We start from the raw sequence: 16,580 nt of genomic DNA on the forward strand, positions 1-16,580 counted from the left end.
TGGTAAAATCTGCGGAACCCGGTCCGCAAAATGGGCGAGGGCCTGCTTCGCTGCGTTACCGTGGGGTGCACGGATGTTCCCTCACAATAAGCAGAGAAGGAGTTCTCCATGGCCGCCTCACGTTCCCGCGATGTCCTGCTCTTCCTAATCGGCGCCGTCGTTGCCCTGTTCGGTGTTGCCTTCACCATCGAGGGCGGTTGGCTGGTGTCGGTGGGTGGCACCTGGTATTACCTGCTGGCCGGCCTCGCCATGATCGTCTCCGGTTTGTTGCTGATCACCGGGCGCCGGGCCGGCGTCGGCATTTACGTTCTGGTGTTCATTGGCACCCTGCTGTGGACGCTGTGGGAAGCCGGCGGCAACTACTGGGGCTGGATTCCGCGCATGGACGTGGTGATCGGGCTCGGTGTGGCGGTGGCCCTGGCTGCTCCCAGGTTGCGTAACGGCTTTGCCCCCGGTGCTTCTTATTCTGTCGCGGGGGCGCTGGTGGTGCTGATGGTGGTCGGCCTCGGGCTGGCGTTCGTGCCGTTCGGCGCGGTCAACCCCAAGCCGGTCCCCGGACCGGACAGTGCCCGACTGGCCACCGCGGTGGGCGACGCGCAACCGGCGGACAATCCGCACCCCGGCGACTGGCCCGCCTACGGCGGCGGCAATAGCGCGCAACGCTACTCATCGCTGGATCAAATCACCGCCGACAACGTCGCCGGCCTGGAACGGGCCTGGGTCTATCGTACCGGCGATCTGCTGGACCGGCGCTGGGGCGCGGAGACCACACCGCTCAAAGTCGGCGACGACGTCTTTTTGTGTACCTCCCGCAACATCATTATTTCCCTGAACGCCGCCGATGGCCGGGAAAACTGGCGCTACGACCCCGAAGTATCCGAGGACGCCATTCCCTATACCGCCGCCTGCCGCGGAGTGACCTACTATCAGGTACCGGAAGAACGTCTGGCGACACTGCCCGGCGGCGCCGGAGACGGCAGTGGCCCGGCCTGCGCCCGCCGTATTTTTTCCGGCACCCTGGACGGTCGCATCGTCGCCGTGGACGCCGCCACCGGCGAACCCTGCCAGGATTTCGGTAACGGCGGCCAGGTGGATATCAAGGAAAACATGGGCGATACCCCGCCCGGCTATGTCTCGATCAATTCAGCGCCAGTGATCGTACGGGATGTGGTGATCACCGGGCACCAGGTACTGGATGGCCAGAAACGGGATGCGCCGTCCGGCGTGATCAAGGGATTCGATGCTCTCACCGGCGAACTGAAATGGGCCTGGGACGCCGGCCGGCCGGAGCAAAGCGAGCCCCTCAGCGGCGACCGGATCTACACCCGTGGCTCGCCGAATATGTGGACCACGGCGGTGGGCGACAATGCTCTGGGTATGGTGTACCTGCCGATGGCCAACTCCGCCGCCGATTACTGGAGCACACCGCGTAGCGAAGCGGAAAACAAATGGGCGGCGTCGCTGGTGGCGCTGGACGCCAGCACCGGTAAACCAGCCTGGCACTTTCAGGTCGCGCACAAGGACGTCTGGGATTATGACCTGGGTTCGCAACCCTCGTTGCTGGATTTCCCCACCAGCAAGGGACCGGTGCCAGCGATTCTGCTACCGACCAAGCAAGGCGAATTCTATGTGTTCGACCGGCGCACCGGCGAAGCGCTCACCGGTATCGAGGAAAGGCCGGTGCCCCAGGGCGGCGCCGAACCGGAGCAACGCAGCGCGACTCAGCCTTTCTCCACCTGGCACAGCCTGAAACAGCCCGACCTCACCGTGCATGACATGTGGGGGATGACGCCGTTCGACCAGATGTATTGCCGGGTGCAGTTCCACAAAGCCGACTACAGGGGCATGTACACGCCGCCCAACGCGGACCGGCCATGGATCGAGTTCACCGGCTACAACGGCGGCTCCGACTGGGGCAGCGTGGCGCTGGACCCGTCCCGCGGCGTGATGATCGCCAACTACAACATCACCCCCAATTACAATCGGCTGGTGCCACGGGAGCTGGCCAATCAATACGGCTGGCTGCCACGCGGCGAGGGCGACGCCAAGGACCATGGCGACGCCGAGGGCGCCGGCGACCCGCAAGCGGGCACGCCCTATGCGATTGACGTGAACGCGGGCTGGCGTGTGCCGTGGACCGGACTGTTGTGCAAACAGCCGCCCTACGGCGGTATCCGCGCCATCGACGTGACCACCGGCGAAACCTTGTGGGACCGCCCGTTCGGTACCGCCCGCGCCAACGGCCCCTGGGGCATTCGCAGCGGTTTGCCGTTCACCATCGGTACGCCCAACAACGGGGGGCCGGTGGTCACCGCCGGCGGTCTGATCTTCATCGCCGCCGCCACCGACGATCTGATCCGAGCCATCGACATCACCACTGGTGAAACCATCTGGCAGGATGCCCTGCCCGCCGGCGGCCAGGCCACGCCCTTGGTGTACGAAGCGGACGGGCGGCAATATCTGATGATCGTCGCCACCGGCCATCATTTCATGGAAACACCAAGCGGCGACTACGTCATCACCTACGCCCTGCCAAAATCCGACTGACCTCGGGGATCGGGAGCCCCCGGGCCGGGGGCTCTCCCATGCGAATCTATAATCCCACCCCGAATGCCGGTGACGCCCATCCCTGACGGGAGCCGCCGGCATCGCCGGTGAACGGCGCCCCGCCGGTGATCACCTGCTCCGCGGTGCCGTATTGCAACCAGGTTTCGGTGGGCACCCGCCCTACTCCCGGCAGACTGTAATCACAAACTCCGTCCGGGAAAATTTCCGCTACCTGCGCGGCGAAGGCGTCCGGATCGGGAATCCCGGACAACAGCCCGGACGGATAATCCGCCGGGTCCACCGGTTTCAACTGGCATTTATTGACCAGGGTGGTGATGTCATCACCAGCCACGGTGCGCGGCGTGCCGAAGCGGGTCTGCACCACGGTTTGCTGCAACCCGGCGATAATATCGGTGATCGGCGACAGCAGATCACCGACGATGCCCGGCAGCCCCAGCGCGCTCAGATCCAGACCGCACACCTGGGCGGTGACCGCATCCACCACCACCCCCAGTTCCGGCGGCGGCGGTGGCAACAGGGACAAATCCAGCCCTGGAATCAATGGATCCGGATACAACAAATTACCGGTGAACGGCACGATGGGGCCATCGGCGCCCAACAGCGATGACACCGACAGGCAGCGGTCACGTGCCTGAATCGGCTTGCGCGCCACCACTTTTTCCTCGATGGCTCCGGGCTCCGAATCGGCCTCGATATCGGACAACCAGCGGTCCATCACCAGCAACGCCTCGGTGGTGTAAACAGTGTCGCCGGCCAACGGAAAGGCGCCGAACCAGATCACATGATTGTCGGCATGGCCCTGGGTTCGTATCAGTCGTTCGCGCATCTGCCAGGAATGGTAGGCGTCGTGGGCCAGCCCCGGATCCGGGCCGCGCAGATCGATGATCGGCACATTGGCGAGATGCTCGGCGGTGTTGATGGCGCCGGTACGGTAGGCATTACGCAGCGCTTCCGGATCGGCGACGGTACGCTCCGGTCGGTGACGGATGTCCACGTCGAAGCCGCCGATCTCCCGATTCACGGTGAGAAACTGCTGTGGCGTGATGGTACCGTCGCGCAGCGCTTCCAGACCGTATTGCACCCCCACGTTATCCAGCGGAATACCTGTGAATCCCCGGCCGAGCGCCTGTTCGTTGGCGCTCCACACCGACGGCGACCGGGTGCCGAACTGATTCACCATATAGTCGATCAGGCCGCAGCGCAGCCCGTCCGGCCGATCTTCCGGGTGGTACACCGGCACGCCGTCCGCCAGCCCCGGGCACTGGTCCTGGGTGGGGTACGCCGAGGGGAAGAACGCCAGATCGGAGACCACCGGATTGACCGGCAAATGCCCGTAGAACGCCGACCACTGCAGCGCCGGAATCGTCCCCGAGGTCAACAGCGAGGTGATCACCGACAGCAGGTCGGTGGGGTTTTCCGGCAACTGGTTGCCAAAATAGCGGCTGAGCAAATGGTAATCGGCGAACTGGGTGGCGGTGGTCCACACGTCCGGGTAGGAGCACTGCACGATCAGCCCCTGATAAATACCCGGATAGGCATTGGCGATGTGTTGCTGGGCGATGGCACCGCCGGAACACCCGGTGCCGATGGCGTAACGCAGCGGTCCATACTGCTCGACGATGCGCTCCTTGGCCATCATCAGCGATTCGGCGGCGGTGACCAGATTGACGTTGTGCCCGAGGTTGGCCTGAGCCGTGGACAGAGTGATGAAGCCGCGCCCCAGCGCCACGGAAATGCTGTCGCCCAACAGCATCTCCGCCCCTTCCGGCGCGGTACCGGCAATGTCGCCGTTGGGCGGTTCGCCGGGGCCATAACTGACGCCCACGTTGCCGCCGTGATGAATCAACAATTTGCCGTTCCATTGCGGCTGCGGTGCCAGCGCGCTCCAGGATTGATCCGGCTGGTACAGCGCCATGATCTGGTAATGGTCACGGTTGATCACGCCGGTTTCCACGCGAACGATGAACGGCACCTCCACGTCCTGGTCGGTGGTGACGCTGGCGATCTGGTCCGCCGGCGGCGGGTTGTCCGGGTCATAATCCTGGAAAGCACCGGGCAGTCCCGGGTTCATCGGATCGAAGCCGGTGATCAGCGCTTGCAGGCGGTCCGCCGGCACATATTTGAAGCGGTATTCCACCGGCTGGTTGCAAAAGGCGTCCTCGGCGGCGGCATTGGTACAGGTCCAGGGCTGGATTTGCGGACCGGAGAACACCGGCCCGCCGATCGGGTGGTTGATCAGAGTGCGCTGCAACAGCGAGCCGTCCGCCAGTGTCACGGTGACGGTGTTCTCGCCTTCCGTCAGGCCGCCAATCAAACCGCCCAGGGTATCGCCGGTGCGATGAAGGCCGGCGCCGGCATCCCGCTTGCCCACGGTGACGCGGGCGCCCTCCAGCAAGGCGGGATCATCCACCACGATGTTGATCAGAGCGTCACCGCCGCTGATCAGATCGGCGCGGTTGGACAGCACCTGGATCTCACCGTCCGCCCACACTGTTTCCCCCGGCTCATCCGGCCCATCGGGATTGGGGGAAGGGGCGGGATCACCGGAAGACGAGGACCCCGAACCGCCACACGCGGCCAGGAGCAAACACAGACCATAAAGTCCGATCGAAGACAGCCGTTTCATTATTATTCTCCGTTTTCAGTCCCGGCCGGTGCCGGGCCTTTCCCGATTGTTATCCCAACGGAGGCGAAAACACTGTTGGCTGGCGGTTACCGGAGCGTTAACCAAACCGTCATTTTTTTCACAACATGTACGAAGGTGCCATTATCCCTTGCACTGTCGAATGGCGCCGTCCGCCTTGACCCGCCGCCACCCTCCCCGCGAATATCAGCGGTCGGCCCCGCTCCGGCTGCTCCCTACTTGCGACAGGACACACTATGAAGCCATGGAAAAAAGCACTGCTCACGGTGCTGGTACTACTCATCGCGATAGCCATCTGGCAACGCTACAAGCCCCTACCGGAGGGCGTTGGCGAAGCCGGGCCGCCGCGTTCCGCCCATCAGGTGGCGCTGCTGGTGGACGACACCTGGAGCGATGAACAAGGTGATCGCCATTTCGATCAGGCCATTTTCGACGAGTATTTTCGCTTGATCGGCCAGGCCAGGAAGCTTGTGGTGGTGGATATGTTCCTGTTCAACACCTTCGCCGGCGACAGCGGCAGCGCCCATCGGCCGCTCAGCGAACAGCTCACCGCAGCGCTGCTGGCTCGTCACGCTGCGGTGCCCGGGCTGCGCATGCTGGTCATCACCGATCCCTTCAACACTCTCTATGGCGGTGTCAGGGCGCCGCAGCTGGAGCGTTTGCGTCAGGCCGGCATTCCGGTGGTCTTCACCGCCTTGCCTCGTCTGCGCGATTCCAACCCGAGTTGGTCGGCGCTGTGGCGAGTGTGTTGTCAATGGTTCGGCAATAGCGCGGGCGCCGGTTGGCTGCCCAATCCCACCGGCGGCGACGAGGTCACGTTGAGAACCTATCTGAGCCTGCTCAACTTCAAGGCCAATCACCGCAAGACCCTGGTGGTGGACGAAGGCGATGACTGGACCGCGCTGGTCACCTCGGCCAACGCTCACGACGCCAGCAGCGCCCACTCCAACATTGCCCTGCGCTTCAGCGGTCCGGCGGCGCTTGATGTCCTGCACTCGGAACTGGCGGTGGCACGCTGGTCCGGCGCCGCGGTGGGCGAGGACTGGCCGACGGCCCCGCCCTCCGAAACCGGCGGCGACGCCCTGCCCCATTTGCGCCTGCTCACCGAGGGCGCCATCCGCGATGCCCTGCTGGCCACCGTGAACGAAGCGCGCCAGGGCGAGCAGTTGGATGTCGGTGTGTTTTATCTTTCCCACCGCCCGCTGGTGAAAGCCCTGGCCGAGGCGCAACGACGAGGTGTCCGGGTGCGCCTGCTGCTGGACCCGAACAAGGATGCCTTCGGCCGAGAGAAAAATGGCGTGCCCAACCGGCAGGTGGCCTGGGAGCTGCATGACGCCGGTGTCGCGGTGCGCTGGTGTGCCACCACCGGAGAACAATGCCATACCAAGATGCTGCTGCGCTTTCCGGCGGCGGACAGCGACCGCCCGGCGCGGCTGATCCTCGGGTCCGCCAACTACACCCGGCGCAACCTGGATAATTTGAATCTGGAAACCAGCGTGGAATGGGTGGCCGGAGCCGAAGATGAGGTCATCAGCCGTGCCCGGGCCACATTCGAGAGACGTTGGGGTAACCCGGGCGACAGGTTGTTCAGCCTGCCCTATGAGGCCTACGAGGACACGTCGTATTGGCGTATGGCGCTGTACCGGATCATGGAGTTCACCGGCTGGTCGACGTTCTGAAAAAACCGGTGGAGCCGCCCGCCGCTGCGGGAGCTTGCCTGCAAGCGAATTCTCGAATTCAGGGCCCGAGTCCATTCGCTTGCAGGCAAGCTCCCACAGCGACTTCGTCAGCTCTGAATTCTTGTCTTGAAGGCCACATCGGCAATCCGTATTTCTTTATTGAATGCCCGACGCCTGACTTCCGGCTTTTACCACCTTCACCGCCACCAAACCATTAATCCCCCAGGTCAGCGCCAGCAGCAGCGACAAGGCCAGGGGCACTTCGGATTCCAGCAACAATGGAGTGCCCCGCACCTGACACAGGAACAGCGCCGATTCCAATACCGCCAGCAGCAACGGCGCGGCGATGGCCGCGGAGCGATGCAGTTCCACCTGCAGATAGCGCAGCAACGTCCGGCCTGCGGAAAGCGCCAGCCATATGATGATCAAACCGCCGGTAAGCACCGCCATCATGGGCGCGTCTCCTGATCAGGTTGTGGTTTCAACATTGCTTACCCCTTCTCCCATTTCGCCACCGGCGCCTGGTAATCGGCGAACGCCGCCACCAGCGCCCCGGGATCCGCGTCCACGGTAAGCATTTCCCGGTAAGCGGGCTTCATGAAACCCTGGTCCACCATGTGTTCCAGAAAACCGATCAAGCCGTCGTAATAGCCGATCACGTTGAAAAAACCACAGGGCTTGTGATGGTAGCCCAGCTGCGCCCAGGTCCATACCTCGAAGATCTCTTCCAGGGTACCGGCGCCACCGGGCATGGCGATGAAACCATCCGCCAGTTCCGCCATCATCGCCTTGCGCTGGTGCATGTCTTCCACCACGTGCAATTCGGTAATCCCGGTGTGCTGAATCTCCCGATCCTTGAGCGCCTGGGGAATCACCCCGATAACCTCGCCGCCGGCCTCCAGGACCGCATCGGCGATCACGCCCATCAGTCCTACCCGGCCACCACCATAGACCAGGCCATGACCCTGCTCCACCAGCGCCCGGGCCAGCGCCCGCGCCTGTTGTTCATAGATGGGATCGACACCGGAACTGGAACCGCAAAACACCGCAATGTTCATTACTACTCCGTCTGTTGAGGCTTCCATTCATTAATCAGGCAATCCTGGAAAGGTACCAGAATGAACGGCAATGATCGCAGGAAAATGAATCGCGGCGGGGGCGGTCGAAGCAGAACGCGAATCAGAACGGCGCTTGCAGCATGGCCTCGGTTTGTGCGCGGGCCTGCTCATATTCAGCGGCGGTCCGGGCCACCAGCGCCGCCACCGACGGCACTCCGGAGACGCCGGATACCGAATGCCCGGCGCTCCATACGTCCACCCAGCGTTTCGGCCCGGGGCTGCCGGAGCCTCCACCATACAGAGCCGCGGCCCGCTCCTCGGTCATGTCGGTGGGCAGGTTGTCCGGGTCCAGCCCGGCGGCGATCACCGAGGGACGCAAGGTATTGGTTTCCAGGCCAGTGAAGGCACGGCTGAGCATGATGTCATCCAGCCGGGAATCCACCAGCATTTGTTTGTAGCCGTCCGCCGCCAGGCTTTCCCGGGTGGCGATGAACTTGGTGCCCATATAGCCCAGATCACAGCCCAGGGCCTGGGCCGCCCACAGCGCCTGGCCATCGCTGATGCCTCCGGCCAGCACCATGGGACCATCGAACAGCGCCCGCACCGCGCGCGCGAAAGCGAAGCCATTGGCCCAGCCAGTCTGACCGCCGGCACCGGCGGTGAGCAGAATCAGGCCGTCGGCGCCAGCGGCGATGGCCTTCTCCGCGTGGCGGACGTTGGCCACATCGGCGAACACCAGACAGCCGATGTCGTGCAACGGCGCGATCACCGGCTCCGGCGCGCCAACACTGGTGATCACCATTTCCACCTTGTGTTTCAGCAGGCAGGCCAGCTCTTCCTTCAGGCTCCGCCGCCGCATGATCAGGTTGGGACAGAACGGCGCGTCTTCAGCCGTCAGCGCGGCGCTGATTTCACTCAACCAGCGGTCGTACTCTTCCACCGTGCGGCAGTTGGCGGTGGGGAACGAACCGATCACGCCCTGACGGCAGGCGGCGATCACCAGTTCCGGCCCGGAGACCCGGAACATGGGCGCGGCGATCAGCGGCAAACGCAGCCGGCGCGCCAGAGAAGGTGGCAATCCCGTGGTTTGGTTCCGCATCACACCGTTCATCCTATCTGCCGGCTCTGGCCGGCCCAATAACGGGCCCGCAGCGCTTTCTTGTCGATTTTGCCCAGGCTGGTCAGTGGCAGGGCATCGACGAATTCGAGCTTTTTCGGCGCGTGAGCGGCACCTTTCAAATCCTTGACCTGCTGGATCAGGGTCCGCGCCGATACCTGCTCGCCCGGGTGGCAAACCACGATGGCGGTGACCGCTTCGCCCCAGCGCGGGTCCGGCACGCCGATCACCGCCGCCATGGCCACCGCCGGATGAGCACTGAGCACATCCTCCACCGCGCGGGTGTAGACGTTGAAACCACCGGTGACGATCATGTCCTTCTTGCGGTCCACGATATACAGCCGGCCCTGCTCATCCGCCCTCGCCACGTCACCGGTATGCAGCCAGCCGAATTGCATCGCTTCCTCGGTCTGCTCCGGCTGGTTCCAGTACCCTTCCATCATCGACGGACCGCGCACGCAGATTTCCCCCGCCTCGCCAAGCGGCACGGCATGGCCCTCGTCGTCCAGCAGAGCGATACGGTTGGAGGAAACGGGGAAGCCGCAGGACGCCAGCCATTGTGGATGGGCGGGGTCATGGTCTTCCTTTGGCAGATAGGTGATCGGATAGCATTCGGTCTGGCCAAACAGTTGCGCGAACACCGGACCGATCCGATCCATGCCTTCGGCCAGCCGGGTCGGCGACATGGGCGAGGCGCCGTACAACAGCAGCTCCAGGGAAGACAGATCAGCCTTCGCCAGGCGGGCGTCGTCCAGCAGGCTGTAGAGCATGGTTGGCACCATCAAGGTGAAATTGATCCGCCGCCGTTCGATCGCCGTCAGCACTTCGCCGGTATCGAAGCCGCTCATCAGGTGTACACAGCCGCCCCGGATCAGCGTCGGCAGCACCTTGGTGCCGGACACATGGCTGATCGGTGCCACCGCCAGATAATTAGGCTGGCGCGGCAGTTCGAAATCCGCCAGGATCGCCACGGCGGAAGCCACCAGCGCCTGATGGCGGCGGAACGAGCCCTTGGAGCGCCCGGTGGTGCCGCCGGTGTAGTTCAGGGTGGCGATATCACTGGCCTGAGCCAGATCACGGGCCGTCGCGGCGCCGATCCGCGCCACCGCCCGGCTCAGGTCGACGCCATACTCCGCCGCCGTCAGGGTAAACGTGGTCATCCCCGGCCGGGCCGACAACGCCGCGCCGACGTCACCGAACGCTTCAGCGTCCGCCACCAGGAAAGCGGCATCACAGTCCTCCAGTTGGAACTGGTGATCGGATAACGCCCCCTTGGGATGCAAAGCGGTGGTGGCCGCACCACACAGCTGCGCCGCGACCCCGGCGCACCAGCCATCGGCCCGGTTGGCGCTGAGCACGGCGACCCGGTCGCCCCGTTGCAGGCCGTGGTTCATAAAGACTTTCTGCAGTCGGCCGATCAGATCGGCGGCACCGCGATAGCTGAGTTCCCCGCCTTCCCAGGTGAAGGCGGTGCGGTCCGGATGACGTGCCAGAGCACGCAGGACGAGCGTGCCCAGCGTCAGACCAACATCGTGAGCGTCTTGCATCTCGCCTCTCCGTTCTTCATGCCCCGCGGTCGGGGTCGGGTATTGTTGTTCTGATATCGCGGGCGCGGCCCACGCTTTTATGAGGGTTTCAGCATCATCCGCCCGGGGAGCGGGCCGGGACAATCGCCGATCACGCCAGATCCATTGACGAAAAGGGTCATGAACTCACAGTTGGCTACAAGGCCGCTGTGGCACGGTCTGTGGAAAATTCTGCCAAACAAAAAAGGCGGGCCCGAGGGCCCGCCTTTTTCAGACTTACCTGAGTAAGATCGAGACTTAGATGTTCTCGAACTGACCCATGGTGTTGTCTTTACCACCGGCTTTCAGCGCGGCTTCACCGGAGAAGTACTCTTTGTGGTCATCACCGATGTTGGAACCGGCCATGTCCTGGTGCTTCACGGTGGCAACGCCTTCGCGGATCTCGCGGCGCTGTACGCCGGCCACATAGGCCAGCATGCCTTCGTCGCCGAAGTAACCCTTGGCCAGCTGATCGGTGGACAGAGCAGCGGTGTGGTAGGTCGGCAGCGTGATCAGGTGGTGGAAGATACCCGCTTCGCGAGAAGCATCGCGCTGGAAGTTCCGGGTCCACTCGTCGGCCAGCTGAGCCAGCTCGGTGCCGTCGTAGTCGGCGCTCATCAGCTTGTCGCGGTCGTAAGCGGACACGTCCTTGCCTTCCTTCTCCCAAGCGTCGAACACTTGCTGACGGAAGTTCAGGGTCCAGTTGAAGGACGGGCTGTTGTTGTAAACCAGCTTGGCGTCCGGCACTACTTCACGGATACGGTTAACCATTTCCGCGATCTGGCCCACGTGCGGCTTCTCGGTTTCGATCCACAGCAGATCGGCGCCGTTCTGCAGGCTGGTGATACAGTCCAGAACCACACGGTCAACACCGGTGCCGGCCTTGAACTGGAACAGGCCGGAAGCCAGACGCTTCGGCTTGAGCAGCTTGCCGTTGGACTTGATCACAACGTCACCGTTGTTGATCTGGGACGCGTCGTCGATGTACTCGCCGTCCAGGAACGCGTTGTACTGGTCGCCCAGGTCGCCCGGCTCGTTGGTCACGGCGATCTGCTTGGTCAGGCCGGCGCCCAGGGAGTCGGTACGGGCAACGATGACACCGTCGTCAACACCCAGCTCGAGGAAGGCGTAACGCACAGCGTTGATTTTGGCCAGGAAGTCGGCGTGGGGAACGGTCACTTTACCGTCCTGGTGGCCACACTGCTTCTCGTCGGAAACCTGGTTCTCGATCTGGATGCAGCAAGCACCGGCTTCGATCAGTTGCTTGGCCATCAGATAGGTGGCTTCCGGGTTACCGAAGCCAGCATCGATATCGGCGATGATCGGCACAACGTGGGTTTCGAAGTTGTCGATCTGGCTGATGATTTCGGCTTTTTTGGCTTCGTCACCAGCGGCTTTGGCGTCGTCCAGGGCACGGAACAGGTGGTTCAGTTCCCAGGCGTCGGCTTGCTTGAGGAAGGTGTACAGTTCGCGGATCAGATCGGCGACCGCGGTCTTCTCATGCATGGACTGATCGGGCAGCGGACCGAATTCGGAACGCAGAGCGGCGACCATCCAGCCGGACAGGTACAGGTACCGGCCTTTGGTGCTGCCGAAGTGCTTCTTGATGGAAATCATCTTCTGCTGACCGATGAAACCGTGCCAGCAACCCAGGGACTGGGTGTACTTGGAGGAGTCCGCATCGTAGGCCGCCATGTCTTCGCGCATGATCTTGGCGTTGTACTTGGCGATGTCCAGATGCGTTTTGAAGCGGTTTTGCAGGCGCATGCGAACAGCGGATTCCGGGTTGATGTCGTGCCAGGTGTTATTGGCACCAACCACGGAGCTCAGTGCTTCGATCTCTTTGAGGTACTGTGACATGGTCAATCCTTGTCGATAGAAGAATGAACACCGAAGCCGCCGGTCATGCAGGGAAAAGGGCCCCTACCCGACGCCGGCTACCGATGGCGCGCATTCTAGGGGGCCCTTGCCCATAAAAACAATCAATATGGGTTATACCCAATATTTCTCTGGTGAATGGTAGTGGCAAGCCCCGGAAACGCCGCGCCGGCGCGGACGGCGGCGCCAAAGCAGCAGGGCGCCCGCCAGCAGCAGACCCGGCCCCCAGCCCCCACCACCGGATCCGCCCCCGGAAGCCGGCGGTTCCGGCTCGGGCTCGGGGTCGACTGGCTCTTCCTCATCCACCAGTGTTTTCTCCAGGGTAAAGGCGTCGACCACGGCCCCGTCCACATCGTAGGCCCGGTAACGCAGCTCCCCGCCGTCGATATCGATGACCTGATAAGTGGCCAGATCCGCGATCATGACCGCCGGCTCCACCCCATACTTCTCCTGGAAGCCCCCCACTTCATAGAACTTGGTGCCGGAATTGGCCACCAGATACACCGTGCCCTCCCCTTCGGGGACCACCTCTCCGCCCTTCATCGGCTGAGTGCGCAGATAAGCATGAGTATGACCTTGCAGCATCAGATCCACACCGTGACGATCCAAGATCGGTAAGAAGGCCTGGCGCAACTCCGGTTCGTCCTGGGTGGGGCGGGAGCCATAAATGGGCTGGTGGATGGCCACGAACTTCCAGGTGGCGTCCGCCTGAGCCAGTTGCTGATCCAGCCAGGACGCCTGCTTGGCCAGTTCCTCCTCACCTTTGAGGCTGCCGTCTATGATGGCGAAGAAGGCGTCGCCATAACGGAAACTGTAGAGACGTTCCTCCATGCCCCGCGGGCCGTTCTCCGGCAGCATGAACTGGTCCAGATAGAGTGTCGGTTCCTGGCCGTTGTATTCGTGGTTGCCCAGCACCGGCACCAGCGGCTGTTCCGAGTACACCCCTTCGCTGGCGTGGAAGAAAGCGTCCCAGTCATCCCGCTCCGGCCCGCGGTTGACCATGTCGCCGGTCATCACGATAAAACGGGCGTTGGGCGTGTATTCATAGGCCCGGCGCACCAGCGGCTCCCATTCCTCGAAGCCGTGCTGCACGTCGCCCATATAGATAAAGGAGAAGGCCTCCGGATCGGCCGGATCGGTGGTGAACTCCCGCGGCGCGCTCCAGCCGCCATCCTCGCCGTTACCCACGGCATAGACGTAGGTGGTGGCCGGTTTCAGATCACGCAGGGGAACGATATGCCGGTTCACCACCGGATCATTGCCCGGCTCCGGGCGCAGCTCAAGCAAGCCACCGGGGTAATCGTCCAGCGTGTCGTACTCGGCCAGGATGTCCTCCCGCGGCGAGTCAATCACCACCGGCCCCTCGGATGAGGCGGACAGATAGTCATCGCCGGCCTCGAAGCCGGTAAAACGGCTTTTTTCCTGGAACACGACTTTGCCGGCGTTTTCCGTGCGGCCCGTGCGCCATTGCACCACCGCCGACGTGGCGGGATCATCGCCCAGTGTCAGGACCACCTGGTCCGGCTTCGCGGTGGATGGATACGGAGTGACATTGGCGAAATGGATCAACTGGCCATCGTTGCGGCGAGTCCGCAGTAACTGCACGGACTGCTGTCCCACCAGTTGGTCCGGCAGCTCGATAAAGTAACGGCTCTCTTCATCGGCCCAGGCCGGACGCTCCAGAGCCACGGTATCCAGGCCGAAGGACGGATGGTAGAGATCGCTGATCACCAGTTCGTCATCCGCGTTCACCGGGGCCACCGCGATGGCGTAGGACTCGATACTGCCGTTGGAATCACCGTCGATGATGCCGTTGACCCCAAGCCCCACCTCGCCGGCGGGAAACGTCGCCTGCCACACTTCCCATTCGGTCTCATGGCGAATGCGGGCCTTCAGATCGGTTTTCTCGAACCCCAGGTCCGCCAACCAGAACTGCGCCACCGGCCATGGATCCCGTATCACCGAAACCACCACCGGTACGTTCACGGTGAAGCGAACAAAGTCGGTGCCGAGAATATGACGCTCCTCGGCGGAGAGGTTGGCGAGCACCTGATCCGGTGTCATCGACTGCAACGCCTCGGTACTGAACTGCTCAAGAAAGCGTTGTTGGATATCGAACACGGTATCCCGAACCGTGGGGTTCGGAGCGGACTGCGCCAACACCAGCGACGGTATCGACAACAGCAGAATCAGAAACACCCGGGCCAGACGGCCGGGGCGAGAAGAAAAAAACATGACTGTGCTCCCCGATGTTATTGATGCTATGGAAGCGCCCCCCAAAGGTCCCGGCACCCTCACGGGTGTGGTTTTCGCGACAATTCATGGGATAGCCGCCAGAACGGCGGAGATGGAGACAAAGGCGCTGGGGGAGGAGCCTAGGTCCCCGTTGTTGCAAAGCGGGGACTGGCAGGTTTCAGTCCGTTTAAAATTTGTACGGCAACGGTGTCCGGGAAAATCCGGGAGATCAAATCTCCCGGGTCTCCAGGAAACGGATTTCCGGGTGCCGTTCCTCGGTGAGTTGCAGGTTGACGCGTGTAGGCGCCAGGTAGGTCAGATGACCGGCGCCGTCGCGGGCCAGGTTGTCGTAGGCTTTGCGTTCAAAAGACGCCAGTTCGCGTTCGCTGTCCGCTTCCATCCAGCGGGCGGTGGTGACGTTGACCGGCTCGTAACGGCACTCCACCCCGTATTCGGCCTTCAGGCGAGCCGCCACCACGTCGAACTGCAGCGTTCCCACCGCGCCCAGCACCACGTCATTGTTCCGCAGCGGGAAGAACACCTGGGTGGCGCCCTCCTCCGCCAGTTGGGTGAGGCCCTTATGGAGCTGCTTGCTCTTCAGCGGATCATTCAGCACCACCCGCCGGAACAGCTCCGGCGCGAAGTGCGGAATACCGGTGAAGCGCAGGTCCTCGCCCTCGGTGAAGGTATCACCGATCTGGATGGTACCGTGGTTGTGCAGGCCGATGATGTCGCCAGCAAAGGCTTCTTCCACATTGTCCCGCTCCCCGGCCAGGAATGTCAGCGCATCGGAGATACGCACTTCCTTGCCGGTACGGCACTGCTTGAGCTTGATACCCTTCTGATACTTGCCGGAACAGATGCGCATGAAGGCGATCCGATCACGGTGGCGCGGATCCATATTGGCCTGGATCTTGAAAACGAAGCCGGTCATCTTCGGCTCCTCCGCTTCCACCTTGCGCTCCACCGCTTCCCGGGGTTGCGGTGCCGGCGCCCATTTCACCAGGCCGTCGAGCATATGGTCGACGCCGAAATTACCCAGGGCGGTACCGAAGAACACCGGGGTCAGCCGGCCATCCAGGAACCGCTGCAGATCGAAATCGTGGCTGGCGCCGCGCACCAGTTCCAGCATGTCACGCAGTTCCTGGGCGTAGTCCGCCCCCACCGCCTGATCCAGTTCCGGATTATTCAGGCCCTCGATCTCGCGCACGTCCTGGATGGTATGGCCCTGGCCGGTCTTATACAGAACGGTGGCATCGCGCAGCAGGTTGTAGACGCCCTTGAAGCTCTTGCCCATGCCGATCGGCCAGGTCACCGGGGCGCACTCGATATTGAGAACATCCTCGATCTCATCCAGCACCTCGATGGGATCACGCACGTCGCGGTCCAGCTTGTTGATGAAAGTGAGGATCGGCGTGTCGCGCAGCCGGCACACCTCCATCAGCTTGACGGTCCGCTCCTCCACGCCCTTGGCGGCGTCGATCACCATCAAGGCGGAATCCACCGCGGTCAGGGTACGATAGGTATCCTCGGAGAAATCGGCGTGCCCCGGCGTGTCGAGCAGATTGACCATGGCGTCTTGATAAGGGAACTGCATCACCGAGGTGGTCACGGAAATGCCCCGCTCCTTCTCCATCTCCATCCAGTCGGAGGTGGCATGGCGGCCGGATTTCTTCCCCTTCACCGTGCCCGCCAGCTGGATCTGATTTCCGTACAGCAGCAGCTTCTCGGTAATGGTGGTCTTACCGGCGTCCGGGTGAGAGATGATGGCGAAAGTGCGCCGTTTGTGGATTTCGTCGATGGGCTTCATAGCGATCTCGGTCTGCGTCGGCGCGC

Annotated in this window: 10 protein-coding genes; 2 read left to right on the forward strand and 8 right to left on the reverse strand. The window is 62.9% G+C overall.

Going from position 1 to position 16,580, the window contains the following annotated elements:
• Positions 1 to 108 precede the first annotated feature (108 nt).
• Entirely contained in the window at positions 109 to 2,547 is a 2,439-nt protein-coding gene (locus CRO06_RS12970; protein WP_097058598.1) for a membrane-bound PQQ-dependent dehydrogenase, glucose/quinate/shikimate family, read from the forward strand.
• 46 nt (positions 2,548 to 2,593) lie between these two features.
• Here CRO06_RS12970 and CRO06_RS12975 read toward each other — a convergent pair whose 3' ends face one another.
• Entirely contained in the window at positions 2,594 to 5,194 is a 2,601-nt protein-coding gene (locus tag CRO06_RS12975) for a DUF6351 family protein (RefSeq protein ID WP_097058599.1), read from the reverse strand.
• Positions 5,195 to 5,448: 254 nt separating this feature from the next.
• Between CRO06_RS12975 and CRO06_RS12980 the strand changes: the two genes are divergently transcribed.
• Positions 5,449 to 6,891: a phospholipase D family protein gene (locus CRO06_RS12980; protein ID WP_097058600.1), complete on the forward strand. Its 1,443-nt coding sequence runs from the start codon at positions 5,449 to 5,451 to the stop codon at positions 6,889 to 6,891.
• A gap of 156 nt (positions 6,892 to 7,047) precedes the next feature.
• Here the strand turns inward: CRO06_RS12980 and CRO06_RS12985 are convergent, their stop codons facing one another.
• From CRO06_RS12985 to prfC, 7 genes are all read right to left on the reverse strand, one after another.
• A complete protein-coding gene (locus tag CRO06_RS12985) occupies positions 7,048 to 7,344 on the reverse strand; it encodes a hypothetical protein (RefSeq protein WP_244902829.1) in 297 nt (98 codons plus the stop codon).
• 38 nt (positions 7,345 to 7,382) lie between these two features.
• On the reverse strand, positions 7,383 to 7,949 hold the full coding sequence (locus CRO06_RS12990; protein WP_022995616.1) for an LOG family protein: 567 nt from the start codon (positions 7,947 to 7,949) through the stop codon (positions 7,383 to 7,385).
• A gap of 121 nt (positions 7,950 to 8,070) precedes the next feature.
• Positions 8,071 to 9,048 (reverse strand): NAD(P)H-dependent flavin oxidoreductase, encoded by a 978-nt coding sequence (locus tag CRO06_RS12995; RefSeq protein WP_244902831.1) that lies wholly within the window; start codon positions 9,046 to 9,048, stop codon positions 8,071 to 8,073.
• A gap of 8 nt (positions 9,049 to 9,056) precedes the next feature.
• Complete coding sequence (locus tag CRO06_RS13000) at positions 9,057 to 10,613, reverse strand: AMP-binding protein (protein ID WP_097058602.1); 1,557 nt, start codon at positions 10,611 to 10,613, stop codon at positions 9,057 to 9,059.
• A gap of 276 nt (positions 10,614 to 10,889) precedes the next feature.
• The gene (locus CRO06_RS13005) at positions 10,890 to 12,491 is read right to left on the reverse strand and encodes an isocitrate lyase (protein WP_022995620.1); all 1,602 of its coding nucleotides are present in this window, start codon (positions 12,489 to 12,491) and stop codon (positions 10,890 to 10,892) included.
• Between the two features lie 132 nt (positions 12,492 to 12,623).
• Positions 12,624 to 14,744 (reverse strand): purple acid phosphatase family protein, encoded by a 2,121-nt coding sequence (locus CRO06_RS13010; RefSeq protein ID WP_097058603.1) that lies wholly within the window; start codon positions 14,742 to 14,744, stop codon positions 12,624 to 12,626.
• A 229-nt stretch (positions 14,745 to 14,973) separates the two neighbouring features.
• Complete coding sequence (prfC, locus tag CRO06_RS13015; RefSeq protein WP_026948670.1) at positions 14,974 to 16,554, reverse strand: peptide chain release factor 3; 1,581 nt, start codon at positions 16,552 to 16,554, stop codon at positions 14,974 to 14,976.
• Between the last annotated feature and the right edge of the window lie 26 nt (positions 16,555 to 16,580).

The sequence above is a fragment of the Alloalcanivorax xenomutans genome (genome assembly GCF_900217905.1).
Taxonomy (GTDB): domain Bacteria; phylum Pseudomonadota; class Gammaproteobacteria; order Pseudomonadales; family Alcanivoracaceae; genus Alloalcanivorax; species Alloalcanivorax xenomutans.